This is a genomic window from Siminovitchia terrae (assembly GCF_003605405.2).
GTDB lineage: Bacteria > Bacillota > Bacilli > Bacillales > Bacillaceae_C > Siminovitchia > Siminovitchia terrae.
On record NZ_QYTW02000003.1, the window covers coordinates 87190 to 112568 of the forward strand.

A 25379-nucleotide genomic window follows, 5' to 3' on the forward strand; every position below is an offset into this window, starting at 1 on the left:
GCCTCCTACTCTACCATTATGGGAATGGATGGGGATTTGGATTTAGCTGTTCATACGATAACGGCGCCTTCATAAATCCTAGTTGCATTGGTACCCTTAGGACCCTCTCCAGCCCTTTCACACGGGTTAGATGATGCCCAAATGTCATCGGCAACATTCCAGGAATCAATACCTTTACACAGAATAACCCGTTCCGTTCGGTTATTGGTGTTGTTTGGTCAACCACAATAACTTCAAGGTTTAATCGGCGAAACCTGTTGAGAATATCCTGGAGATCATCCTTTAAATCGTTATTTCTCGGCGGCTGCTTGAATTCCTCAGCAAATGTACGTAAAGGACGATGATCATCCAATAAAAAATTTAGTCGTTCCTCAGCTTCCGGGAGACCGTACAGCAGGCCATGGTCTTCCATGGTGCGCACAGCGAACGGATCCTGCAGCATCCTTTCATATTTCTGCCGATTTTCCTCCAGTTTTTCGTCATGCCTAGACATCATTCCTGCGAGTTCGTAAATCGTGCTTTTTACAGCCCTTACAGGATCAGGGCTAGCTCCGGCTGCACAAATGAGGTTTAACCCCTTTGATCTTCTGTTTTTTGCCACTCCCCAAACGCTCGTAATCCCATGTTCCATCGTCGAATTATAAAAATGAAGGTCATATCCCGCCACCTCACGCACCCGATCGACCATCAGCTGTAAATCCTTGTCACCGGCAGAGCTGAGGTCAATGCGCGGAAGTGGGAGCTGAGCATACCAGGTTAACAAGAATGAGTCTCGTTCGACGACCTCCATAATGGCATGGAATATGGCTTCCTCCAAACTCCCCCCCAATGCACATCCATTTGAAGTTTCATAAACAAAGCCTTCTCCATAGCCCAAACTGTAATAGGCGAGTAACTCCGGAACCAGAATAGGACGTTCGTGTAAAAACGAGTAGCCCCAGACCCAATTCATTGGGGCATCAGGATAAAACGGTTTAAACGGAAAATGAGGCTTTTCATATTGCTCCTTATCATGTAAACCTACCCTTGTAGGATTTAGTGCTTGATTCTCTAATTGACGATAACTATCACGTACTATCGTCCTTTTTCCTCGGGGCCCGAGCCCACAATATCGCTCCAGACCTTCTAAGATTGCAGTCAGCTCACTCATTTCATAAGAATTGGACCTTCCTGCTACTCCCTCATCCGCTCCAAACAGCGGCATGTTGACTATAACATCTGCAAATGGCAGCGTGAAATCCTGTACTTTCCCATTCATGACACCAGTACGCTCATCGAGGTAATCTTTGACTAACACTGCTTTTAATTCATCCATCGAACGGCAGCGATAGCGACCAGCAGTAATTTTAGGACTAGATTCTAAGCGAATTTGAGCACTTTCCGATGTGTCATCAGGCAAATGACTACAGATCGGGCACAGTGGGTCAGGCAAGAAAAGGTGACTAGAGTTCGTTAACGTTCTCAGGTTAGTAATGAAGACCTTTTCTTCCAAGCTGCTCGGTTGTCTTTGTAAAAACCTCTGCACTTCGTTACATATCAAAGTTGCCATATGCGATAGGCCAGTCCGTGATGTCCATGCATCTTGCCTCGCACTTTCTTCTGCTGCCATTCTCATCTGAAACTCCCACATTTCTCGGCTATCGGCTCCAGCTATCATGCGCCGTAGATCAGCACAGCGAGAACATCCAGGTATATCTGGGTGTACGAATGGACCAATGATTCCTTCCCCAAACAAAACGAAACCTCGAAGCCACGGGATACCTATGGCTCGGAATCTTTCTTCCGCTTTTTGATGAACCGATGGATGCCAGGCATCGTGCAGAACCAGAGCTATTTTTGTATCTTCGGGAACCTTTTCTACTATGCTTTGACGCTTTACGATGAAGTTTTCAGACAATTGTTCGTAGACAAAATCCGCTAATAACCCCTGTCCGTCAATTAGAATATGGGCAGCCATCAGAATCCCTCCTCTCGTACCTGTACACCAAACACCCCTGCCATTTCCTGTTTTAAAAAAGGTTCGAATGTAAGATCATAAACTAATAACCGTTTGTTGTTTTGGTTCAAGACCTGAATGGAAGATTGCAATAGCTCAGATTGCGACAATTCATTAGAAGAAGGGATATCGAGTTTGCTTTCCATTTTTTTAAGAAAAACCGCTGACTCCATCTCTTTCCTCATGATGGAATTCTCCTGGCTTTGAGAATCCAAAAGCGCTTGTTTCAGTGCATTTTGCAAGGCTAATGTCGTATTTAAACCTACACTTGAATACCAACGGCCATTCGTTCTTACGCCTATCACGGGAAAGCCTGATATATCCTCTTTCAAGCCAATTGTTGGGGAACCGTTCAAGGTAGTCAGGGCATTTAAATAAAATCTGCATGACCTATCTTTTATTGATCCTATTTGCATATGAAATATCGTATCCCGTTGATCACTTTTTCTTTTTCTCAATTCTTCATTTAAATAAACTTGCAGCCCTCGACAAACTGCCTCTTCGATTGTTTCTCCTGCTCCGATACCTATAAATCCCTCGGTTATGTTCACGCTAACCTGATCATTCTGTTTTTTGAATTCCAACGAATCGATCATTTGTGAAACATACATTTCAATCCCTGTTAGGCCCGCATCTCTTTTTGCTTCTTCATGTGTTAGGCCGGCACAGACAACTTCTGACAGGAGCTCGGCCGGTCCCTCAGACATTGGATTAACCGCTTGAACAGAGCACTGTGCAAGTGGAAGCTGTGACAGACTTCGTTCCTCCCATGTATGGAAAATGCCAGTCTTTTCGGAAGTTAATCGACTGAAATGTTCCAAAAGGTTAAGCGTCGGGTTATCTCTGACCGGTTCCTGTTTGAGCCTTACATCAAGATCTTCAACAAGTTTGGGCGTTAAACCTCTAGATGTAACCAACGGATGTGTGATGAATGATAACCAATCACCTTCCAGCGTATCAAGATCAAGCAGGTAAATTTGATTACTCTGGTTTGAATCCCCAATTCCTGTAACATGCTTGAAAAGCTCAAATACAGTGACATTCGCAAGAATTGATCCCGGTGTTGAAGAGAATAGCGGCGGCCGCTGTTCTGTCTGCAATGCAGATCGGTGGATTCGGCTCCATGCGGACTCCCAGCACCCTTCCGATTCCGGATGAAATAATGGACCAGAGAGCCCCACTTGCTGTATGCATATAGCGGGGATAAATGACTTACTTTCCTCTTTGCAAACTTGGTTAAGCGCCCTTAGTTCATTTACATTTCCATCCTGCGAAACGTACATAATCCAATCATAGGGCTGCACAGCCTCTTTCCAGAAGCTCCTTCCCGCCTCTTTTTGAAATTGCACCTCCGCTAACTCTACATCGGAATCCGTCTTGCTGGCATTCTGCACTAGTTCGTTCAACCGCAACCGACTTGTAGGAATGGAATCTGTTACCAAGACATTTATTTTAGGCAGCCCTGATTCGAATAACGCTGAAACCAATGAAACTAGCAAGGGGCCCGAGCCAACAGCCAGAACTTTAGCTTGACGGTATTTTTGAAAACGATACGCACCAGATTCCACAAAATTCTCTATAAATTCAATCTGCGAAGCATATTTTTCAAGAACGGAACTATTTAATTGATGGGGAGTATCTTTGCTTACATCCCGAACAAAGCCATTCTTGTATAGCGTTTCTCCGATCTCATAAACCCTGTTCCGATACGGTACTGTTAGTCCTTCTGTCAATTCTCCCAAAGTTTTCTCCCCATCAAACATCGGTATCAACTTCTCAATCCACTGATAAATTGTATTTCCTTCCATCCGAAATGAACTTAAATTATTTCGAAAATACACACCACCCTTAGAATCAGGGAGGAAAAATGTATCCCTATTAACCTTTAGACGTGTGGACGAGTTAAGTTTTGACATTCAGCTCCTCCTTATTCCTAATCTTTACGAATTGTGCATTATCATTTTATGTACTTTTAGTTGTCCAGTATGATAAAGGAAAAGTGGAGGGCGACGATTAGCGACGTATAGACTGGAGTGACTCCGACGAGATAAAGGAAACACGGGGACAAAGGAGACTTATCGTAGGAAGAGGTGCGAAGGCTGCTAGTCGCTGGAACCCGGAGCTGGACAATAAGAAAAGTGGAAGCGCTCGTTTAGCGATATACAAACTGGAGTGCCTCTGACGAGATAGAGAATAAGGAAGTGCGAGAGTGCCTGCTTATCGGCGACAAGCATAAGGCAAGCGTTGAAGAAGTCGTAGTTTGCCTTCAGAAGCGATTGACTTATGACCTCGAGCCGACAGGCTCAGGACGCTACATCCTGTCGCTTCGCTTGCACTAGCACATCCATTTGCGTCGGCCAGACAACACGGTGACGAAGGCCGCCTCAGACCGGCACATCCTGTGGCTTCGGTGCACTAGGACGTCCTGTCCGTCGGAGCCGATGCTGAGCGCTAGAGCTAGACAGGGAGAAATTATCCACAGTAGTAAAATTTTTAGTTTCCCATACACCCCAGAAAAGAAATGCCTTGCACCAAATCGTGCAGAGGCAATTTCTTTTCATAAAATAACCATTTTTTCTTTTGACCTAAATAAAGAATCCTCCAAAACAGCCAAAGCCAAAACCAAAGCAACCAAGGCCAAAACAACCACCACAGCGAAAACCGCCACAACGGAAACAACCGCCACAACGACCACATTGCCTACTGTCAAACTGAAGCGGAACTTGGCTGTGATAAGTCATAGGAATTAATTCACCAACATGGTAATTACCCATTGCTAATCCCTGTAATTCGTTTTGAAAATGCATTTGTACCTCCCCTTTCTATTTAATAATCAGGGTAAACCACACCAGACAAGAGAGTTGAATTGAAATAATTTTCGGTTTCCCATTATTAAAAACTTCTACTCTCCTCAACAAAATATGTTGGTTTTAGGTTGTTGTTACTGATGTAAGAGCCTATTTCACGTTGTATTATAGAACGTTACAGGAAGTACTTATATCAAATGCACCTTGGCGTATCTGCGCCCAGATTTTATCGAGCTCCGCTCGATTAATTTCCTCTGAAATTCTGTGGCATCCGCCGGAGGCTTTAACTTTATTCAGCCGAGGTTTGAACCCCCACTGAATGGAATACCAATATGCTTTCATCTCACCACTTACAGAAGTGGGAGAACTTCTGCTGAATGGAGTTAAAATTGCTCTTTTTTAGTTCTGATTTTTATACATCTTATTGCAATAATTAAGTATGTAGTTCATACATTGTATGGTGTCATTAATCCTGTGTTTCTTGGAATTATAGTAACGTATATCTAACCCTTCTGAAATGCTAATCACTTCTTTAATGATGTTATGCCATATTTCTGGCATATGATTGATTGCATATTTACCTGCTTCTACTTTTGAAATGATCTCATGTTCTCTAAGTGTATAGAATTGGCGTAACATCCCGGTAATGGACCACTGTAATTCCTGATCTAAAAATTTATTTGGTAATAGAGGTGCTATTCTTTTGAATTTTTTTAAAGTATTCATTCGATTGAACCAATAGGTATTCATATTGGTTAGTACGTAATTAGCCAGATCACTCTCATCAACATCAAAGTGGAATGAGGTAATATTAGGACCAATAATACCGATTCCTTTGTTTTTCAGAATCCACCAAGTAATCGGGTTAATCTCATGATTACTCCAACGTACTTTTCCTTCATTTACATATAAACATTTTTTTGTTTCAGTCGGCTTCTTACCTATGTCTTCCCAAAGAAGATAGCATCCGTCCATTCCTGTTTTTTTATATTTATTTTTTAACTCTCGATGAGAGTTAGATAATGCTTTTATCTCTGCTTCAGTTAATTGGCGGTTAACAATTGCAATGAAATCAATATCACTAGAGCCATTAATATAAGCATTAAGAGCAATTGAACCGTGTAAATATAATCCTTCAAGCGTATTAGGAATTCGTTCGTTAAATAACGCAATATAATCCCTTAAAATATTTTGAACTGAGATTGGAACTCTTGAATCCATAAAATAACTCCTATTTAATCAAATGCGCCTTGGCGTATTTGCATCCAGAATTGATTGAGCTCCGCTCGATCAATTTCCTCTGAAAATCTGTGGCAACCGCCGGAGGCTTTAACTTTATTCAGCCGGGGTTGAACCCCCACTGAATGGAATAACAATATGCTCATCTCACCACTTACAGAAGTCGGAGACTTCTGCTGAATGAAGTTAAATCCACACCCACTCAAACATAAAAAGAGTGATAAGTTCTTTCTATCAGATTATTTGATTACTCATTTTTAACATTATAACGTACCAAACGTTATCTATTTCATCATCACTAATCTCTTTTGACTCTGCTTCTGATTTATTTTTCCCTATTTCAAATTCACATCTTTCCTTTATTATATAAACGCTAGATGAACTATCAAAGAAATTTTTGTTTGTTATTCATTGACCCCACCTCATTAATATCTTGACTTTAACGCCAACGTTAATGTCAAGATATTAATGAGGTGATTAGTTTGTATACAATTTCAGAAGTAAGCAAAAGATTTAATATTTCGCAGCGTACATTGCGATATTATCATGAAATTAATTTACTTATACCCAATGTTAATCATAAGACAAACTACAGACATTATGATGACGCTCATTTGATTGATTTACAAATTATTATAAGTTTAAAAAAAATGGGAATGAGTCTCGATCAAATAAAAGGCATGTTAGAAGGTATTAGATCTAAAAATACAAACCACCGTTTAGAAAATGCCATAAATCTAGAAATCTCAGTTATAGATAAAGAAGTTGCAAAATTAATGAATAGAAAGAATAAACTATTAAGACTTAAAAATGGAATAGAATTAAATCCTACAATGATTTCTTTTGATATACAAAGACTTTTAGAATATATAACGCATAATGATATAAATAAAGAAAGTACTTTTCCAATTCAAAATTTTAGTGCCGAAGAAATAGAAATATTAAAAGGACTTCCTAATTTAGATGACCCTACTGCTGTTAATAGAGACATGAAAGAACTCTTACAAATGATTGGTCGCGGTATCTCAAAGTCAAATGATTTACTAGAAAAACAAATATATACAAAATACCTTAAGGTCGTACCTCCACTATTTAATTACAACTATAATTTAGAAAAAAAGTATTTCGATGTATTAGAAGAAAGCGCATCAAAAGAGGCTAAAGTTATTCCCTTTAACCAATCGTTTTTCAATTATGTCAATCAGATACTAGTAAAATTTGATGATAGGAGGCATTAAAAATGCCTATACTAACACTAATAATTATTTGCGAAATCTTATTCTGGGTGTTTGCAGTTCTTGGCGTTTTCTTCAGATCCATTACCAAAATGCCAAAGCTTGGAGCATTTTTCTTAATCCTCATACCTATAGACGATTTTCTACTAATTATTTTTAATATTGTATCATTATTAATAGGCGAACCTTTTAATTATAGTCATAGTTTATCTGGACTTTATTTAGGTATAACATTAGCGTTTGGCGAAACGATTATTAAATGGGTGGATAATAAAATTAATAAAGTTAAAACAAACAAGAAAAAAGACTACAAATATGAAATGTTTTACTTTAAAAAATGGGTACTTGCAGTATTCATTTACCTAGTAGTTATGGCTATTTTTTATATTATACTCTACCTCAAAGGCAAACCTTATAATACTTTTGAAGCATTACCTGGATTCGCTATTGTTACTGTTATTTGGTATATGACAGGACCTCTATGGGTAAAAAAATAAAAATAGAGCTTTATATTTTTTCTTAATTATTTCCTCTTTAAGTTTTAATTGTAGCTTTAACTTTATTCAGCCGAGGTTTGAACCCCCGCTGAATGGAATACCAACATACATTCATCTCACCACTTACAGAAGTGGGAGACTTCTGCTGAATGAAGTTAAATTATAGCTTAATCCTCATTTTTAATTTATTTGGGTTTATTTAACGCTTACCGTTTAAAATATAACACCTGAAAAATTCCCTTTTAATACTTCTTTTTCATTCTGATTTTCACAAGAAAAGGACGCAGAAATGGCTGTTCTATTGTTTTTTTGCCTTTCGTATTTTTCAATTTTAACTTCACAAATTATTGTATCTCCCGTAAACACAGGCCTTAAAAACTCAAAATTCATAGTTCGAGCTAGTATGTTATTATCTCCACCTACTTTTGTTGGTAGAGTTGCCGTCAATAACCCTTGAATTACAAGTCTCCCCTGTTCATCTGGGATAATATGATGATTCCCTTTATCACCTGAAATTTCTGTAAATAATCCAACATCTCTCACAGAAAAAGTTCGTTCAAACAAAATTATATCTCCTACTTTTAATGACATATAAATCTCTCCTTGAAGGTTTTATACTGTATTATTTGAGAAAATCTTGAGGTTCCCATTCTATCGGCTTTATGGTCCTATTCATCCATTTCTGTTGCGGTGCTATGTATGGGGTCGTGGCGATTAAAAGATTATTGTGCCAGCTAGCTGCTCCGGAACGAATCATTTCGTCGAGCAGGATCTGAATAAATTCTTCAGGTTGAAGCTGGAAAGAGTAACGTGCAAAATCTTGGAACCAACCACACTTTAATAGGTAGTTATCGATTTCTTCTTTTGCCAATCCGTTTTTAATGATTAATGTGAATGCAAAAATCCTCTTACAGGCATGCCATGAAATTTTTTCCGGCATTTTTAACCACTTTTCAAATCTTTCCCTTGCCGCATCAATAGCAGCCAAAGGATCCTCCATTTGAGGTCCATGTCCTGAATATGCCTGTTGAATCCGAAGCGTAGACAATCGATCTAAACTTTCAATAGATCGTTGGAGAGATGAGACACCCTCTCGAAAGATATTTAACCATCCGATATCATTCTTGTGAAAAAGATCCCCGCAGATTAATATCTCTTCGGTAGGTTCATATAAAGAAAGATGCCCTAACGTATGTCCTGGTGTATGCAAGACTTTCAAGGTTTTACTTCCTGTATTAATCTCATCGTTATCTGAGAGTTTTGTATCGACTCGATAAGGTTCTACAGGTTGATCTAACCACTCTGCACAACAGGCTTCAGGGTCACAATAATTAATTAAATCGGCTTCCCATTTATGAGCAGCAATCGTAACACCATAATTTTTTTGAAGTTTGAAATTGCCTCCTACATGATCACTATGATAGTGAGTGTTCACAATAAGGTGTAATTCTTCTGGTGATACACCTACCTCTTTAATTAATTGCTCTGTATCTTTCGCATCACTTCCAAAACCAGTATCAATAAGGATCGGGAGTTGATCCTTAATAAGGATCATGTTTGCACTTGGAAATTTTCTTTCAAAAAAAATAATACTGGATTTTTTCATAAGATATTCCTCCATAAATTCATTGAATAAACAATGACGATTCGAACGTTCACTCAATTATATTGTTGATAGAGTCTCCATCAATAACCCTTGAATTACATGTTAATCTGGAGTTATTTGATGAAGCCTTCATTTAGTCTAAAAAAAATGCTCCAGTGGTTTCGATAACATGAAGATAACTCAAGCGTCTGTTCATCATGTACAAACTGCTGTGCCTTCGACGTGTTTTATAGCTTCCTCAATATAAACAAAACCGGCCTCTTACTGACAGCCGGCTTCATAAAAGTCATTCCTTATTATTTTCAAAAACAATTTTCCCATCAAACAATGTAAGCTGAGGAGACGAATTTGACACATCTTCTACGTCGGTTTTCTCTATATCAATGTCATACATAATCAAGTCTGCCTTTTTTCCCTCCTCGATTGATCCTGTTTCTTCTTCCATAAAGTTGGCATAGGCACCACCATAAGTGGAGGCTTTCATGATTTCCTGGATGTTCAACCGCTCCTCGGCCGGTTTAAGCGGTCCTATGTTTGGCGCTTTCACTTCTTCATCCGGATCAGCTGTTCTCGTCAAATCCATACCCTCATACCACATATCATGTATTCTCTGAGGGATTGTGCGTTTCACCGCCCCATATAAAAGCCAGCCTATATCAGGTTCAGAGACAGAGAAATCACTGTGTATAGCCAAATTTACCCCTTTGTCCAGAAGACTCTTCACAGGATATGTGTTGTCTGCTCGTTCTTTGCCAAGATATGGAACATAAAGCTCCCAGTAGTAATCGTCCATGGCGAACCAGTAAGGGGCAATAACTGCATTCATTTTGAGATCTCCCATCCTCTTTGCATCTTCATCACTAAGCATCTGGACATGTGCAAATGAGTGTCTGGAGTCACTATCTCCGTTAGTTTCACGCACTTTTTCCAAAGCATCCAAGCTGTATTTTGCAGCAGCATCACCTATTTGATGTATATGAAGCTGGAAACCAGCCTTGTCAATTTTTGTAAAAATGGCCTCCATTGTATCGTCTTCCCACACTTTGATGCCTCTCCAACCATCGTCACTGTTGTTGTATGGTTCCAGCAAGTATCCTGTCTCTTCTTCCAACACTTGATCGGCAAAAAATTTAAAGGAATTTATCTGGAAGTAATCTGTGGTAAACTCTTTGGACTGTTCTATTGCTTTATCGATATATTTCTCGTAGCCTGCTATATCTTTTGCCATTTCCGGAGACATGCCCCAGGCACCTCTCACACGCATAGTAAGTTTTCCTTCCTCGGCCAGCTCCTGATAGGCATTATAATAATTATCATTGTCAATACTCACAATTGCATCAAAAACTGTTGTTAAGCCCTCTTCATTGAACCATTCTTGAACCCAAAGTATGGCCTCTTTATATTGCTCCTTTGTATAATCGGGCTCCTGGTCTTTGACCAACTGCATTGCAGATTCTTGAAGAAGTCCTGAAGGTTCTCCAGTTTTCGGATCACGCTGAATAACGCCACCAGTCGGGTTTTTCGTGTCCTTATTGACTTTGGCTTTCTCTAACGCTTTGGAATTTACCCACATGGAATGGCCGTCAGCGGAAGTAAGAATGATCGGCTTGTCACCACTTATTTTATCAAGATCTTCCTTTCTGGGGCCTACCCTATCAAAAGATGAACGCATAAATCCTGAACCAGCGTATACCTCCATGTCGGGATTCTCTTCGACGAACTCTTTGATCACTTCAAGATATGCTTCTTTTTCGAAGGCCTCATGTAAATTTATTTCATACAAATATGCAACTGCCCCATACACCGGGTGCATATGACTGTCTACAATACCAGGCATTACGGTACCGCCTTTGGCATCTATTTTGCTGGTATCGGGACCTACCAGCTTCTCGGCACCAGCATTATCCCCAACATAAGTGATTAAACTGTCTTTGATGGCAACCGCCTGAGCCGAAGTGCCTTTTTCATCTGCGGTAAAAACTGATGCGTTTGTAATGACAATGTCAGCTTCATTTCTATCGTCATTAGCGACGTTTTTGTCTTTGTTATTGTCTTGGTCCTTACTGACTTCGTTGCCGACACATGCGGATAAAGAGAAAATCAGTATGAATATGAAAGAAGTAATACAAATTCTTTTTAAATTTGTACCCAATAAATAAGCCCCCTTTTTATCCCTTTAGATAATTATTATATAACAGTCTATTCCCTCTATTCAGACTATTGATTGTTAGGATTTATAACAGAAGTTGCTATTTCCTTTTGCAACTCAACTTGGATAAATAACAACTTCCAGGGTTTATTGTTCATCCCCATGCAGCATGTTATAATTATTCGAAATATACAAAAAACGTTTTTATATGACCTGAGAGGTGCCTTATGAAGACTATTAATAATGCTGGAAAATTTGATTTTAGTCCGCTGATTGAACACAGAATAAATGAAGACTCATCTCCAGTACAGGTCTTTGCGGCAAAAGTTGAAAATTATCCGATCCATCTCCATCAAGAGTTGGAAATAATTTATGTGTTGAAGGGCTCCGTAATGCTTCGGTCAAGCGTTGATAGAATAAAGCTGTCAACAGGGGATATTTATATAGTAAACAGCATGGACATGCATGAAATTTCAATTTTTGATGATGAAAACTTACTGCTTTTTGTTCATATCGATCTAGAGGCATACAAAGATTATTCACCGGAAATTGACCGTATTATCTTTGCATCCCAATCTTCAAGCGACAATACCATTACAGCAATAAAAAAATTCATTTTAGAAATCTACATTGAAAAGCAGGCAGAAAATGTATTCAACAAGAAACTTAACAGTCTGGCAATAAAACTCATCCTCCATCTTATCAACAATTGTCAGTTTGCAAGCAGATATGGAAATACGTTAAATAACAACAATAAATTCAAAGGCAAAAATATTTTTCACATACAACGCATACAAAGAATAGCTGATTACATATATGAGAATTTCAATCGAAAGATCACATTAGAAGAAATAGCTGAAAGGGAATTTATAAGCAAATATTACCTCTCCCATACTTTAAAACATGCGGTAGGCTCCAGCTTCCAAGAAATCCTTACTCTTGTACGTATTGAGGAATCTGAAAAACTCTTGCTATCAACAAACCGTTCAATAGAGGAAGTGGCGCATCTTAGCGGCTGTTCATCGCCGCTGTATTATTCGAGGAACTTCAAGCGTTATTTCGGAGATACTCCATCCGCATACAGAAAGAAAAAAATATCCAACATTATAAGTAACTCTCCTCCTGAATTGGAAGTTATAAGCAGCAAAGATATCATGAAAACGCTCATTTTACTTTCTGAGGGAAAAGTGAAACAGCCGGAGACAAAAATAAACACCCCTGTTATTTTACCGATAGACCTCGAAGAAAAACGCATTGGAAATCATACCGATATTTCGATGAATGTTTGTCTTCGCATAAAAAATATAAAAGAGATGTTTGAGCCATATTTTACTGATATGATTTATAAAATCTGTAATGATTTGACTCTGTCCGCCATTGCTATTCAGTATTATCAATTGATAGAGATGTATGATTTTTTTGGTTCGTGGAATTGGATGACCCCCCTTTTTCAAATAATGAAAGAAAATGATCTAGTATTGATTGTCTCAGAGCAGAATGCGAGCGAACTTCAAGCATATTGCCTTGAAAAAGGAGTAAAATGTGAGCTAGGCAAAAGGGGCCAAACAAAAAAAAGCGAAATTCTCCAAAAAACCGCAAAATTTTTTTGCTTAAATAGGGATATTCATAAAATTGAAACGGCAACAACCACCTACATAATGCTTGAAGAGGATATGCTTCTTATCAATAGCAACGGAAATTTATTGCAAAAAAGAGAATACAATAGATTATCTTTTTTGCCTTTAATGGAAGGCACAATCATTTACAACGGTGAAAATCATATAGCAATCCATAACAATGAGGGCTTTTGTATTTTCATTTACAATACCGAAATGATCGATACTAGAGAATTTATTTTGAAGATTAACAACATTGATAGGAATTACAGTATTATAGAATACTATTTTAAAGATGAGGATTACGGTGCATCGGATATATATAAAATGTTGGGCTCCCCTAAACAATTGGCACAAGAAGTTGTAACGGCAATAGAAAGAGCAGCCTTTCCCAAAGCCAGCTTTTCTACAATCGGAGAATCGTTTTTTCATGATTTGTATATTGTGCTCTCTCCGGGTGAAAGCGTACTTATTTATATGAGACAAGTATAGACTGAAGAGTAACAGGCTCACCGTAACAATTTTCCGGAATACGCCACCCATAGCTTCAGAAACCTTCCAACATTTTATCCATAGTAAGTATTCACATGCTATGGTTAAGAATAATAGAAATCATTTTGCGATCCCATTAATCGCTTAAATAGTAGCGAAATTCATACTGTTGTCCTTGAATAGAGGCTAAATTTGTGTATATTTAAAAATAATTATATAAGATAGACATTTTCTAGGTTCCGTAACAATATGTAGTTTGGTTTCAGATAAAACTCACAGTCCTGCTGTGTCACGGATGGATAAAAGCCTGGGAGATACTGTACAACAGTTATCTCCCAGGCTTTTTTTACGGAAAAGAATAGAATTGGATGTAGTGTTTGAATGAATACAATTGTATTAAAGTAATTATCGCTGCAATATTTGAAGTTTCTTGGGTCATCAGATTCGCATATGATTTTTGTATTTTGAAGGAACAGTTATATCTATATTGTCAGTTTTTATCTAATGTAAATTTCGATCTCCCCTTCTTATGTTGTTTCCTATTTGAAATTTTTTGTTATATGCCTTGTAAAATCAATTTATCTAACATTATTTTTCCAGAAATCCCAAAAACATCGGGTGGGCTCTATAAATTCAGAATATTATTAACAAATTGATATTGACGTCGAGTATACTCGATTATTTAGAACAAAATTATCCATAAAGGAAAGCACTTTACTTCTTTAATGAATACCAAGCATTGGATTCTCAGAATTGGCCTGACCTGCGAGAAAGAAGCTGTTTTAATATAAAAATATTTTTCCGACTAAAATGTAAGCGGTTAAACATTGCCTTAGACTTAGAAAATAAGGGAGATGTTCGTATTTTGATTCAGTGAGTTATGCTGGAATATCGATGAAAGGTAGATTTAAAAAGCTCGATTAACAATAGGAGGAAATGAATTGGTCGCATATAAAATATGGGCATCACATTAGTTTGATATTGTACCTATAAACTAGACAATTAGAAAAACACAAAACTAAGGAGGTTACTAGTTATGAATGCAGATGTCATCATCCAAGGGAATAATATTTTTACAGGAAGAGATAACCAAACGATGAAAGGTTTTATAGCGATTAAAGATAAGTCAATTGTTGCCGTTGATACAGGACAAAACATGGACAAATATATCGGAAACGGAACAAAAGTCTTTCGTTTCGACAATGAACTCATTACGCCAGGCTTTCACGATTTCCACATCCATTTGTTTTTAGGGAGCTTGTCTCACGATAGTGTGTCTGTACACGAGGCGCGCTCGGAACGAGAAGCTGCCGTGATGGTCAAACAGTTCGCGGATAGCCGCCCCGATGATCCATGGGTATTAGGCTTTAATTGGTACCATCCGGATTGGAACGAGGCGAAGTTACCAACGTTCCACTCGTTAGATGAACTCATTCCAAATCGTCCTGTACTGGTGTTAAATGCCGAAGGACACAGTGCTTGGCTGAACAGTAAAGCGTTAGACGTGTTAGGCATTGATGAACACACACCGAATCCTCCGTCTGGGGAAATTTCACGGGATGAACATGGCAATTTGACTGGGTTGCTTTATGAAGGGGCTATTCGCAATGCGTTACCGGCGTTCCAACTCCCCCGCCAACGCAGAGTGAGCATTTTCAAAAAATTTTTAGCACAGGCTGCTAAGTTGGGAGTTACCGGTGTTAGCGACATGTTTGCTGCAACTGGGTACGAATTAGGTGACTTGGGTTTGTATCGAGAGTTCGAACAAAACGGAACATTAACGACCCGGATAAATTTTTTAACGGCGTTAGACGGTGACCTCGACCGAGCACGTACGTTACGTAATACATACACATCAAGCCTCCTCCGTTTTTCAGGACTTAAGCAGTTTCTTGACGGTGTACCGACGACATATACAGCATTGATGGTCGAACCGTATGCAGACAATCTATCCACAAAAGGGGAGCCGTTTCTACCTCCTGAAATGATAGAAAAATGGGTGCTTGAAGCAGACCGGGACGGATTTCGTGTCCGTTTGCATGCATGTGGGGATGGGGCAGTTCGGCTTGGACTGGACGTTTATGAAACGGCAAAGAGGAAAAATGGAAGACGAGATTCCCGTCACACTATAGAACATATCGAAGTAATTCATCCTGATGATATCAAGAGGTTCGGTCAATTGGGTGTTATCGCCTTGATGCAACCAGCGCATATGGCCCTCACCGAGTCGTTCACCGATAACGCGTACCTGAATCGATTAGGACTAGAACGCCAACCATTCACTTGGCCGATAAAATCGTTGGTCCAATCAGGTGCTCCGATGGCTTTAGGTAGTGATTTTCCGGTCGTCGAATTAAATCCAATGCTAGAGATTTACCGTGCAGTGACACGACTTCACAATGATGGGGAGCCAAAAGGGGGATGGAATCCAGCTGAGAAAATTACTCTCGCTGAGGCGTTAAGATATTACACACTAGGCACTGCCTACGGTAATTTTATGGAAGACGTGCTAGGGACGATTGAAGTGGGCAAGTACGCTGATGTCGTAGTAATGGATCGGAATTTGTTTGCAACAGAGCTGGAAGAAATGCTCGAAGCGAAGGTTAAATTGACAATACTGAATGGACAAGTTATTTATGAAGATTGAGAATCTAGACAATAAAGATAGAAGGGATGGATGTAATGAGAACTGAAGCTGAATTTAAACGAGTACTTACGTTATTTCCCGTTGTATTATTCGGTCTAGCTTATATGGTTCCCCTGACAGTCTTTACAACGTATGGTATCGTGTCCCAATTGACGAAGGGAATGCTTCCTGCCGCTTATATTGTTACGTTACTTACGATGTTGTTTACGGCTTACAGTTACGGGCGTATGGTTAAAGCATATCCTTATGCCGGTAGCGCATACACGTATGCCCAAAAATCACTGAACCCGCACATTGGATTTTGTGCGGGATGGATATTGTTGCTTGATTATTTATTTCTGCCAATGCTTAACTATTTAGTGAGTGACATTTATTTGAACGCTGAATTCCCATCTCTTCCCGCCTGGGCGTGGAGCCTTTTGGTAATCATCATCGTTACGTTGATTAATGTTAGAGGGATTAAACTCGTTGCGGGTGTAAATTTTGCGTTAATTGCATTTCAGTTCATTTTTATTACCGCGTTTATCATTTTGTCAATAAAAGGTCTTCTTACTGGTGAAGGGGCAGGGACGCTTTTTTCAACACTGCCATTTTTCAATCCTGATGGATCGGTTTCGTTAGTGTTCTCCGGCGCTGCCATTTTATGTCTCTCATTTTTAGGATTTGATGCTGTGACGACAATTTCAGAAGAAACAGTAAATGCGAAGAAAATCATACCGAGGGCGATTTTTCTTGTCACTATTATCGGTGGGGTATTGTTTATAGTCATTTCTTACCTTGGGCAGCTTATTTACCCGGACTACATGTCATTTAATGATCCTGATTCTGCCGGGTTAGAGATAGCAGCGCTTATTGGTGGGAATGCGTTTAAAGCATTAAGGGGTCACTACTTACAAACACCGCCGCTTTTCTACTTATACCAAAGGTTGAAAGAGCTGTCACAACGGCTTTGTGAAAATGACTGTAAAGATGTCTGCATGGAATCTACCGGAAAATACTAGATTTCCGTGTTTAATGTACCTGTAACATCACTTTTGTACATCCTAAGTTGTATTGTAAAAATAAAGTGAGTATTTAACACTATGGAAACAATAAGGATAGAGGTTAAACACCGGCCGAACATTTTTTTGACATTCATTTTTTTTAAGCTGTAAGAATACATAACACGACTTTCTTAAAATCTATCATGTTAATGGTTATCTTTTATTATATAACCCTGAAAAAAGTCAAAAAAACGGCCTAAGGATTCTACTCATCTGTGGCCGTCTTTCATTATTTACATCACTATAGAGGCACCTGTTCTTTCTCAAAAGATCTCTCTTCTTTTCTTTCTCTTTCTTTCAGGACATAGCTAAGTAAATCGAGAGAAATACGAGCTGCAACCTGACCTGTCATTCCCGTCGGATCATAAGGTGGTGCTACCTCTACAATATCAAAACCGATGACATTTCCTCTTTTAGCTATTCCCTCAAGTAATTCGTTTATTTCATCATATAGAAGCCCTCCGGGTGATGGGGTTCCTGTTCCTGGAGCAATTGATGGATCTATTCCGTCTATGTCAATCGTAACATAATATTTTTCCCCTGCAGGAATATGTTCAAGTACTTGCTCTAATCCCATTTCTCTCATCTGCCGTGGGGATAAAATGACACTTCCATAATCTCTTGCGGCGTCAACATCTTCTTTTTTGCTGCTGCTGATACCACGAATGCCAAATTGGAAGATTTGCTGTACATGATCCAATTCAGATAAACGGCGAATACAGTTTCCGTGCCCGTATCTCATTCCGGACCGATGGTCCGCCCAATCCAAGTGGGCATCAATTTGAATGACATGAAATGGTCCCAATTCCTCCAATCCTTTGCCAACAGGAGCTGTAATAGAATGGTCTCCTCCCAAAACAACGGGTAATGCTCCTTTTGATACAATCTTTCTAATTGCTGCTTCTGTATTTTCATGACATTGCATGATATCGCCATGGACCATGTCAACATCTCCACAATCAACAATTTTCCAATCGGGGCCTAGATACATGATGTCGTTTTCAATATCGTACGCACCCTCCAAACCAAAACTATAAAGGGTTGACCCTTCACGAATTCCCCTTGGCCCCATTCGGGCACCAGACTTCCATTGTGTCCCCATATCGTTCGGAACACCAATGACTGCAACATCTGCATTCAGTTTCTCCAAGTCCTTACACATAGGATATTTTCCAAAAGTACAGATTCCTGTAAACGGTAAGTTTAAAAATTGCTTTTCATTTTTGTTGTCCATATAGTTTCCTCCACTTGTTAAATTAATAGCGTAAAAAACCGCCGTAAAAACTGCTCCAAACAGTAGAATAATAGATTGATTTAATCCTAGAGAAAATTCCTTAAAAAACTAGTGTCCCAGGGGGACACTATAAAATGCTTCCTAATTCCCAAACCAGTTGGTTGGCTCAACTTCTAAATTGATATTGATTTGTTTTGCTTCAGTGAATTCTTCCAAACCAAAGGTTCCCAGCCCGCGGCCAATTCCGCTTTGTTTATAGCCCCCCCAAGGAGCTTCGTTATAAGCGAGGTTATAGGCATTGACCCATGTAATCCCCGCACGTATTTTTTTAATGACTCTTAAAGCCTTTGCTCCGTCTTGGGAAAAGACGCCTGCCGCAAGGCCGTAAGAGGTATCGTTCGCCAGTAGGATGGCCTCCGCTTCATCTTTAAATTTTTGAACGACCAGAACAGGACCGAATATCTCCTCTTGTACAATTTTCATGTTAGGCTTTGTATCAATAAATATGGTAGGCTCAATAAAATACCCTTTCTCAAGCCCATTTTCTGTGATTCGTCTACCACCGCAAGCCAATGTTGCTCCTTCTTCGATTCCGGTTTGGATATATTTGAGCACTTTTTCCATATGTGATTTGCTGACGAGAGCCCCCATTTCTGTGGAAGTTTGATCGCCAGGACCCACGCGTATTTCTTTCGCTTTTTTTACCAATCTATCAAGGAATTTTTCATGAATGCTTTCTTCAAGTAGTAAACGCGACCCAGCATTGCACACCTGCCCTGCGTTCATAAAAATTCCAAATAAAGCATAATCAACTGCAGTTTCAAAATCTGCATCCGCAAAAACAATATTAGGAGATTTGCCACCGAGTTCCAATGATATATTTTTGATGTTTCCGGACGCTTTTTTCATAATACTTCTTCCAGTAGTTGTACTTCCTGTAAATGAAATCATATCTACTTTATCGTTTTCAGCAATTTCATTTCCAACTGTTGCTCCATCGCCCATGACAAGGTTGGCGACTCCCGATGGTATTCCAACTTCTTCTATTATCTCGAATAACTTGACAGTTGTTATCGGTGTAACACCGGATGGTTTATATACTACTGTATTGCCTGCTGCAAGAGCAGGAGCTAATTTCCATGCACCAGTTAACAAAGGAAAATTCCATGGAGCGATGAGACCACAAACACCGACAGGTTCCCGTACAACCATCGCTTGAACCGGATCAGACACGGGGTATGTTTGGCCATCCGGTTTTGTAATTAATCCAGCATGATAACGAAAACAATCTACGGCATCAGCAATGTCATACTCTGATTCTCTGAAAGGTTTCCCGGTATTAGCAGATTCAAGTTTGCTTAGCCTCGATGCATTTTCTTCAATTTTATCCGCAATTTTAAACAAATAGGACGCTCGTTCAGCAGCCGGCAGATCAGACCAAATTCCCGAATCAAATGCCTTACGCGCCGAATCAATAGCCGTTCTAGCGTCTTCTTCATTCCCTTTAGCCACTTCAGCAATGATCTTGCCGTTTGCCGGATTGATTACATCGTCCGTCTCCTTGCTGAAGGAATCCAGCCACTCACCGTTAATAAACATTTGTAATTTTAACATTGGCAATACCTCCGGTTCATTATTTTTTTGGCTTTCTTTTTTAACATGCACGCCAGGATGAGAAATCCCGTGAACTTGTGATTAACGCTTAAATCTCGAAATCTCTTATCAAATGCGCCTTGGCGTATTTGCGCCCAGATTTTATCGAGCTCCGCTCGATAAATTTCCTCTGAAAATCTGTGGCATCCGCCGGAGGCTTTGACTTTATTCAGCCGGCGTTTGAACCCCCACTGAATGGAATACCAATATGCATTCATCTCACCACTTACAGAAGTGAGAGACTTCTGCTGAATGAAGTTAAAAATTCTTATATTGAAGTCATAGTTTCTTCCTCGTATGCTGACTGGAATAATTTCAAATAGTCATCGTACGTCAGTTTTCGTGAATTTGTGTTTGTGCATAAATGCTTGAATGCTCCTTCAGCGAGAAAGGGGAAGTCGTCCGGATTGACATCGCTTAAGCTGCTAAAGCTTGGTATCCCGATGTGATTTGCAAGCTCTTTTAATAAACGCACTCCTTCAAGTGCAGTTCCCTCAGGTGATTGTCCAGGCCTTGCGCCTAGTTTTAAAGCTATTTCCGCATGTTTTTCGGGATCGGAAGGAATATTATTTTCAAAAACATAAGGAAGGAAAATGGCATTTGCCACGCCGTGGGGCGTATCGTAAAGGCCTCCCAAGGGCTCGGCCATTGCATGAACCGCTCCAAGATCTGCATTGTCAAATGCCATACCTGCAATCAGGCTGGCTACGAGCATATTTCTTCTTGCTTCCAGGTTATTTCCATTTTCTACAGCCTGTGGAAGATATTTTGCAATTAACTCAATTGAGTATAGACTTAGACCATCTGAAATCGGCTGTGAAATATTGCTTGTATATGCTTCAATTGCATGAGTTAGTGCATCCATTCCTGTTGCAGCTGTCAAGGAACGAGGCAAAGACAGGGTTAATTCCGGATCTAAAATGGCAAGCTTTGGAGCTATTCTTATATCCAAAATAGCCTCTTTTTGTTTCGTGTCTGTATCTGTAATGACAGAACCTGTTGTAACCTCACTGCCGGTACCCGACGTGGTCGGAATACAGATCAGCGGAGTTATCTCCTGCTCAAGCAGATTTACCCCGTAACGCTCTCTGAGTTCCCCGCCATGTGTTAACAATGTACCGATTGCTTTTGCCGTATCCATTGAACTTCCTCCACCGAGACCAACCAATAGATCGATGTTCTTGTCTTTATATTGCTGATAGGCTTTTTGACAATCAACGTCTTTGGGGTTGGGGGTGACCTCGTCATATACAAGATAATGAATTCCTTCCTGGTCGAATGCACAAGTTACTTTTTCTAGAACACCGGTTTTCGCCAATCCCTTATCTGTAAGAATAAGGGCCATTGTTCCTCCAAGTTCTTTCGCTCTTTTTCCGACATGTTTAACAGTTCCGTTTCCAAATTCTATGGATGTAGGCAGATTGAATTGAAAGTTCCAAACCATGACTCTCTTCTCCTTTATGTTGTATTTTCAATACGAGGTTTTTTATTGGGAATATTCCATCTCTTGAACTTTTTCAAATTGATTCTAACCTTATCGGTTGGATGATCACCTCCCTAGAATATCGACATTCAATTCGTGCTTCACTTTTCTTGCTCTTATCACGGTGTAGCTTTTTGGTCAAATTGAATTTCGGAAAGTTTTTTGTTAGACAGTTTAGTCAAATATATAAGGTAGACAAAGCCGCAGACCATCCAAACTCCCCCGATAATTAATGCTGAGGTTTCCAAGTTTGTCCACAACCAAAAAGTAAGTGATGCCCCGGTGAGCGGCAAACAAAGATACTTTACAAAGTCTTCTAAAGTAGAGCGCTTACAATTTCTGATAAAATAATGAGCAATCACTGATAGATTAACAGAGGTAAAAGCCATAAGCGCACCAAAGTTAATAAACTTTATTACTTGTTCAAGAGTCAAAACGATGCCAATCATGGAAAATAAAGCAATGACAGTGATTGCCCGAGACGGCGTTTTAAATTTTGGATGCACATATCCAAATACATTTTTCGGCAATACGGAATCCCTTCCCATGGCAAACAACACACGTGATGCACTCGTTGTTGCAGCAATGCCAGAAGTAAAATTTCCCATTAACATGACAGCAATAAATAATGCTTTGAAAAAGTTTCCACCTATAATAGCTGCTATTTCAAGTGATGCAGAATCGGCATGCTTGAATGAAAACCCTGGAAGAACCAATTGTGAAAGATAGGAGGAAGTTATATATAAAAAACCGACAATGAGCAGCATAATAATAATTGCTCTAGGAATGGTTTTTTTGGGATCGACTGTTTCTTCAGACAAAGTAGTGAGCGAGTCGAAACCAAGAAAGCTAAAGCATAGGATAGCCGCCCCCGATAAAACGACCGGTATAGGAACATCAGGACTAAACAATGGCTTACTGGAAATGAGCGTCCCCGCTCCCACTCCTCCCAATAGGCTTTTGATGGATAATATGCAAAATAAACTAACAAACACTATCTGAGTGATTACAAAAATTTTACTCATGAGAGCCGATATATTAATGCCTAAGATACTTGGGATCACAATAGAAGCAGTCCAAAGAATAATCCAGATAAAATGCGGAATTCCAGGAAGAACCACACTTAAATAGATTGTCGACATCAAGGCTGTAACTAAAGGTGTCAACATATAATCCAGCATGATTGTCCAGCCGACAATAAATCCTACGCCAGGATGCATGGATTTTTGAGCAAAAGTATAGGCCGAGCCTGCAATAGGATATGCTTTTGCCATTTCTGCATAGCTGAGTGCTGTAGAAAATATGGCTAAAAATGCAAGGATATATGCGCCGGTTATGACTCCATGTGAGGTAACAGTCGCTATTCCATACGTATTGAAAAACACTGCGGGGTTATTCCATGCAATCCCTAAAATAACAACTTGAGATAGGGTTAATATTCTTGCAAGCTTTATTTTTTCCATTTAGATCCTCCTGTCTATTTGGTTCTTCACCCCTAATGCTCTAATACTTACGTATTTTTCTCCTTTCCAAATCTCTCTTAAATTGAGAAAAATTCAGCTAATAATTGTCCATGTATTCTCTCCTTTTCAATTGGTATAATAATTCGGATGGTTTTAAAATTTCCTTATTTGAATTCTAAAGTTTTGTGTTACACAAATGTCAACAGTTATATTTCTTTTTTTGGAACAATAATTTTTCAAAGGGGATACAATAAATGAAAGAAAAATTAACTATTGGAGAAATGGCTAAACTAAGAAACTTAACTACTGAGACGCTACGACACTATGATCGAATTGATTTATTTAAACCGCAATATATTGATCCCCACTCGGGATATCGTTATTACTCTATCTATCAGTACGAGATTTTAGGCACCATCAAAGAATTGCGCCAGTTGGGTTTGAGTACCGATGAAATTAAAGGCTACTTCGATGAAAGAAGTTTTAACAACTCCTTAGAATTACTTACATTCAAACATCTAGAACTTGTTTCAAAACTTAAAGAGTTAACTGACTTGGAAGAAAATATTAGAGAGAAAATTTCATACCTGAAGCAAGTTGAGAAAGATGATGAAGATAAAGAGGTAATATTTCGTAAGATAAAAAGCAGGAAGTTAATCACGTTAAATGAAAACATTAACAACAATCTACAACTTTGTTACGGTGTTATCAAGTTGGAGAATATGTTGAACGAAAAGGCGCCGATTTTGGCCAGCAATAGACTGGGCATTATCATTAAAGAAGAAGACCTTAGATTGCATAAATTTGAAGAACCGTCTGTTATTTTTATTGTTGCAAAAAACAAACAGAGGATACCCAAAAAACACCAACGGACAGTTCCGGGTGGGCTGTTCGCGTGTATCCGTTATAATGGAGAATTACTTTGGAATCGAAGTGAAAGCTTAGCCAAGATCCTTAACCACCTTGATAAACATGGGTATCGTATTAAAGGCGATGCACTGCAAATCATGTACGTAGATATTACAATTACAGACAAACCAAATGAGATTAAATTCGAAATTCAAGTCCCCATTGAAAAAGTATGAAAAAAATGGGCCGTCCATCAGCTTCTATTTAATGGACGGCCTTAGTAAGGTATCTATTAAAGATATATCAGTCGTTTACTATAACGAACTCTCCTTTTCGTTCATTAGGTATTTCTTTAGGGAGTCTTTTTCTTACCTCTATCACTGACTTATATATTTAAAACGGGAATGCTCAATAAATCGCTGTATTTATTTCCTATAATTACAATATTGAGAAAATACTAACAGTGATACAGGTAAAAAGGATCCCTTTTTAGTACTTTTCGCCAAAATCTTATTTTTACTATGTGTATCATGCTAGTAGAAAAGATAATTACTGATTCAATAGCATATCTCAAAATTAAATATTCGCAGGTCGCATAAATTTATGATTCTTTAGGAGTAAGCGTCAAATATCCCACCTATTGGTTTGTAATAAAGTTTGATTAAAATGGATTCATACCTAGCAGATTTTAAGTATCGGATTTATAAAAAAGTTTGAACATTTTCCACCTATGTTTTCCTTAATCTCGCACTTCAATGGAATAACGAAATAAGGGCTTAGTCTTAAAATCGCTTATTGCTTGTGAACTATGTTAAAGGAGAATATACTACTCATTTTATCCCTTTCCATTGAGAATTTGCTGCATACATTTTTCACCCCTTGACACTCGAGTTTTGGATTGTTTGGGTGAGAATAATGAAGAATGTAAACTCTTTCCCGTCCCGGCGTCAATGCTTCAAAAGAAGTTTTCAAGGCAGGAATTTCTTCGAATTTATTTTGAAGTTCTTCAGGAATGAAATATTCTTCATGCTTTTTTAATTCCACTTTCAAACCGGCTTTTTCAACTTCAATGGCTTGATAAATATAGGCTTTCAAGATGGGTTTCATCTCGAGTATTTCTTGAGAAACGGTGAACCGAATCTGGCGCGCGCCTGTACATTCTCCGTTTGTTGGATTAGAATCCCATGGGCATCCTTTAACAAGGTACCTTTGTGAACAGGAGCGCACAATATTCTATCAAATGCGCCTTGGCGTATTTGCGCCCAGATTTTATCGAGCTCCGCTCGATAAATTCCCTCTAAAAATCTGTGGCATCCGCCGGAGGCTTTAACTTTATTCAGCCGGGGTTTGAACCCCCGCTGAATGGAATA

At 39.0% G+C, this 25379-nt stretch carries 20 protein-coding genes and 1 pseudogene; 6 read left to right on the forward strand and 15 right to left on the reverse strand.

The annotated features are described in order from the left end of the window. Positions 1 to 16: 16 nt before the first annotated feature. The 6 genes from D5F11_RS04815 to D5F11_RS25970 form a co-directional block, all read right to left on the reverse strand. Complete coding sequence (locus tag D5F11_RS04815) at positions 17 to 1957, reverse strand: TOMM precursor leader peptide-binding protein (RefSeq protein ID WP_120116116.1); 1941 nt, start codon at positions 1955 to 1957, stop codon at positions 17 to 19. After that, positions 1957 to 3912, reverse strand: coding sequence for a putative thiazole-containing bacteriocin maturation protein (locus D5F11_RS04820; RefSeq protein ID WP_120116115.1), 1956 nt, complete (start codon positions 3910 to 3912; stop codon positions 1957 to 1959). Before D5F11_RS04820 ends, D5F11_RS04815 begins: the two co-directional genes overlap by 1 nt. Positions 3913 to 4581: 669 nt before the next feature. Further along, entirely contained in the window at positions 4582 to 4803 is a 222-nt protein-coding gene (locus tag D5F11_RS04825; RefSeq protein WP_120116114.1) for a heterocycloanthracin/sonorensin family bacteriocin, read from the reverse strand. 165 nt (positions 4804 to 4968) lie between these two features. Beyond that, positions 4969 to 5145 (reverse strand): hypothetical protein, encoded by a 177-nt coding sequence (locus tag D5F11_RS25965; RefSeq protein WP_185830509.1) that lies wholly within the window; start codon positions 5143 to 5145, stop codon positions 4969 to 4971. Between the two features lie 57 nt (positions 5146 to 5202). After that, positions 5203 to 6024 carry an aminoglycoside adenylyltransferase domain-containing protein gene (locus D5F11_RS04830; protein WP_120116113.1) on the reverse strand — a complete coding sequence of 274 codons (822 nt, stop codon included), beginning with the start codon at positions 6022 to 6024 and terminating at the stop codon, positions 5203 to 5205. 14 nt (positions 6025 to 6038) lie between these two features. Continuing rightward, positions 6039 to 6179: a hypothetical protein gene (locus D5F11_RS25970; protein WP_185830510.1), complete on the reverse strand. Its 141-nt coding sequence runs from the start codon at positions 6177 to 6179 to the stop codon at positions 6039 to 6041. 345 nt (positions 6180 to 6524) lie between these two features. Between D5F11_RS25970 and D5F11_RS04835 the strand changes: the two genes are divergently transcribed. Together D5F11_RS04835 and D5F11_RS04840 are read left to right on the forward strand one after the other, a co-directional pair. Further along, positions 6525 to 7280, forward strand: a complete 756-nt coding sequence (locus D5F11_RS04835) for a MerR family transcriptional regulator (protein ID WP_185830511.1) — start codon at positions 6525 to 6527, stop codon at positions 7278 to 7280. A 2-nt stretch (positions 7281 to 7282) separates the two neighbouring features. Further along, the gene (locus D5F11_RS04840) at positions 7283 to 7774 is read left to right on the forward strand and encodes a hypothetical protein (protein WP_120116111.1); all 492 of its coding nucleotides are present in this window, start codon (positions 7283 to 7285) and stop codon (positions 7772 to 7774) included. A gap of 213 nt (positions 7775 to 7987) precedes the next feature. On the opposite strand, the gene D5F11_RS04845 is transcribed toward D5F11_RS04840, so the two are convergent. The 3 genes from D5F11_RS04845 to D5F11_RS04855 form a co-directional block, all read right to left on the reverse strand. Continuing rightward, a complete protein-coding gene (locus D5F11_RS04845; RefSeq protein ID WP_120116110.1) occupies positions 7988 to 8365 on the reverse strand; it encodes a hotdog domain-containing protein in 378 nt (125 codons plus the stop codon). A gap of 31 nt (positions 8366 to 8396) precedes the next feature. Then, positions 8397 to 9380 carry an MBL fold metallo-hydrolase gene (locus tag D5F11_RS04850; RefSeq protein ID WP_120116109.1) on the reverse strand — a complete coding sequence of 328 codons (984 nt, stop codon included), beginning with the start codon at positions 9378 to 9380 and terminating at the stop codon, positions 8397 to 8399. Between the two features lie 286 nt (positions 9381 to 9666). Further along, positions 9667 to 11532, reverse strand: a complete 1866-nt coding sequence (locus tag D5F11_RS04855) for an amidohydrolase (RefSeq protein ID WP_120116108.1) — start codon at positions 11530 to 11532, stop codon at positions 9667 to 9669. Positions 11533 to 11756: 224 nt separating this feature from the next. Between D5F11_RS04855 and D5F11_RS04860 the strand changes: the two genes are divergently transcribed. The 3 genes from D5F11_RS04860 to D5F11_RS04870 all read left to right on the forward strand — a co-directional run bounded on the left by D5F11_RS04860 (position 11757) and on the right by D5F11_RS04870 (position 17285). Next, entirely contained in the window at positions 11757 to 13637 is a 1881-nt protein-coding gene (locus D5F11_RS04860) for an AraC family transcriptional regulator (RefSeq protein ID WP_120116107.1), read from the forward strand. A gap of 1036 nt (positions 13638 to 14673) precedes the next feature. Continuing rightward, positions 14674 to 16284 carry an amidohydrolase gene (locus D5F11_RS04865; RefSeq protein WP_120116106.1) on the forward strand — a complete coding sequence of 537 codons (1611 nt, stop codon included), beginning with the start codon at positions 14674 to 14676 and terminating at the stop codon, positions 16282 to 16284. 35 nt (positions 16285 to 16319) lie between these two features. Beyond that, on the forward strand, positions 16320 to 17285 hold the full coding sequence (locus D5F11_RS04870) for an APC family permease (RefSeq protein WP_120116105.1): 966 nt from the start codon (positions 16320 to 16322) through the stop codon (positions 17283 to 17285). A gap of 283 nt (positions 17286 to 17568) precedes the next feature. Here D5F11_RS04870 and speB read toward each other — a convergent pair whose 3' ends face one another. The 5 genes from speB to D5F11_RS04895 all read right to left on the reverse strand — a co-directional run bounded on the left by speB (position 17569) and on the right by D5F11_RS04895 (position 23160). Continuing rightward, a complete protein-coding gene (gene speB, locus D5F11_RS04875) occupies positions 17569 to 18561 on the reverse strand; it encodes an agmatinase (RefSeq protein ID WP_120116104.1) in 993 nt (330 codons plus the stop codon). A 141-nt stretch (positions 18562 to 18702) separates the two neighbouring features. Beyond that, entirely contained in the window at positions 18703 to 20175 is a 1473-nt protein-coding gene (locus D5F11_RS04880; protein ID WP_120116103.1) for an aldehyde dehydrogenase family protein, read from the reverse strand. Further along, positions 20169 to 20432: a hypothetical protein gene (locus D5F11_RS04885; protein ID WP_120116102.1), complete on the reverse strand. Its 264-nt coding sequence runs from the start codon at positions 20430 to 20432 to the stop codon at positions 20169 to 20171. Before D5F11_RS04885 ends, D5F11_RS04880 begins: the two co-directional genes overlap by 7 nt. A 50-nt stretch (positions 20433 to 20482) precedes the next feature. After that, positions 20483 to 21658, reverse strand: coding sequence for an iron-containing alcohol dehydrogenase (locus tag D5F11_RS04890; protein ID WP_120116101.1), 1176 nt, complete (start codon positions 21656 to 21658; stop codon positions 20483 to 20485). A gap of 158 nt (positions 21659 to 21816) precedes the next feature. Next, positions 21817 to 23160 (reverse strand): APC family permease, encoded by a 1344-nt coding sequence (locus tag D5F11_RS04895; RefSeq protein WP_120116100.1) that lies wholly within the window; start codon positions 23158 to 23160, stop codon positions 21817 to 21819. A gap of 254 nt (positions 23161 to 23414) precedes the next feature. On the opposite strand from D5F11_RS04895, the gene D5F11_RS04900 reads away from it, so the two are divergent. Then, positions 23415 to 24245: a MerR family transcriptional regulator gene (locus tag D5F11_RS04900; RefSeq protein ID WP_120116099.1), complete on the forward strand. Its 831-nt coding sequence runs from the start codon at positions 23415 to 23417 to the stop codon at positions 24243 to 24245. Positions 24246 to 24844: 599 nt separating this feature from the next. On the opposite strand, the pseudogene D5F11_RS04905 reads toward D5F11_RS04900, so the two are convergent. Further along, positions 24845 to 25243 (reverse strand): annotated as a pseudogene (locus tag D5F11_RS04905) (YdeI/OmpD-associated family protein); the annotation flags it as partial. Positions 25244 to 25379 lie beyond the last annotated feature (136 nt).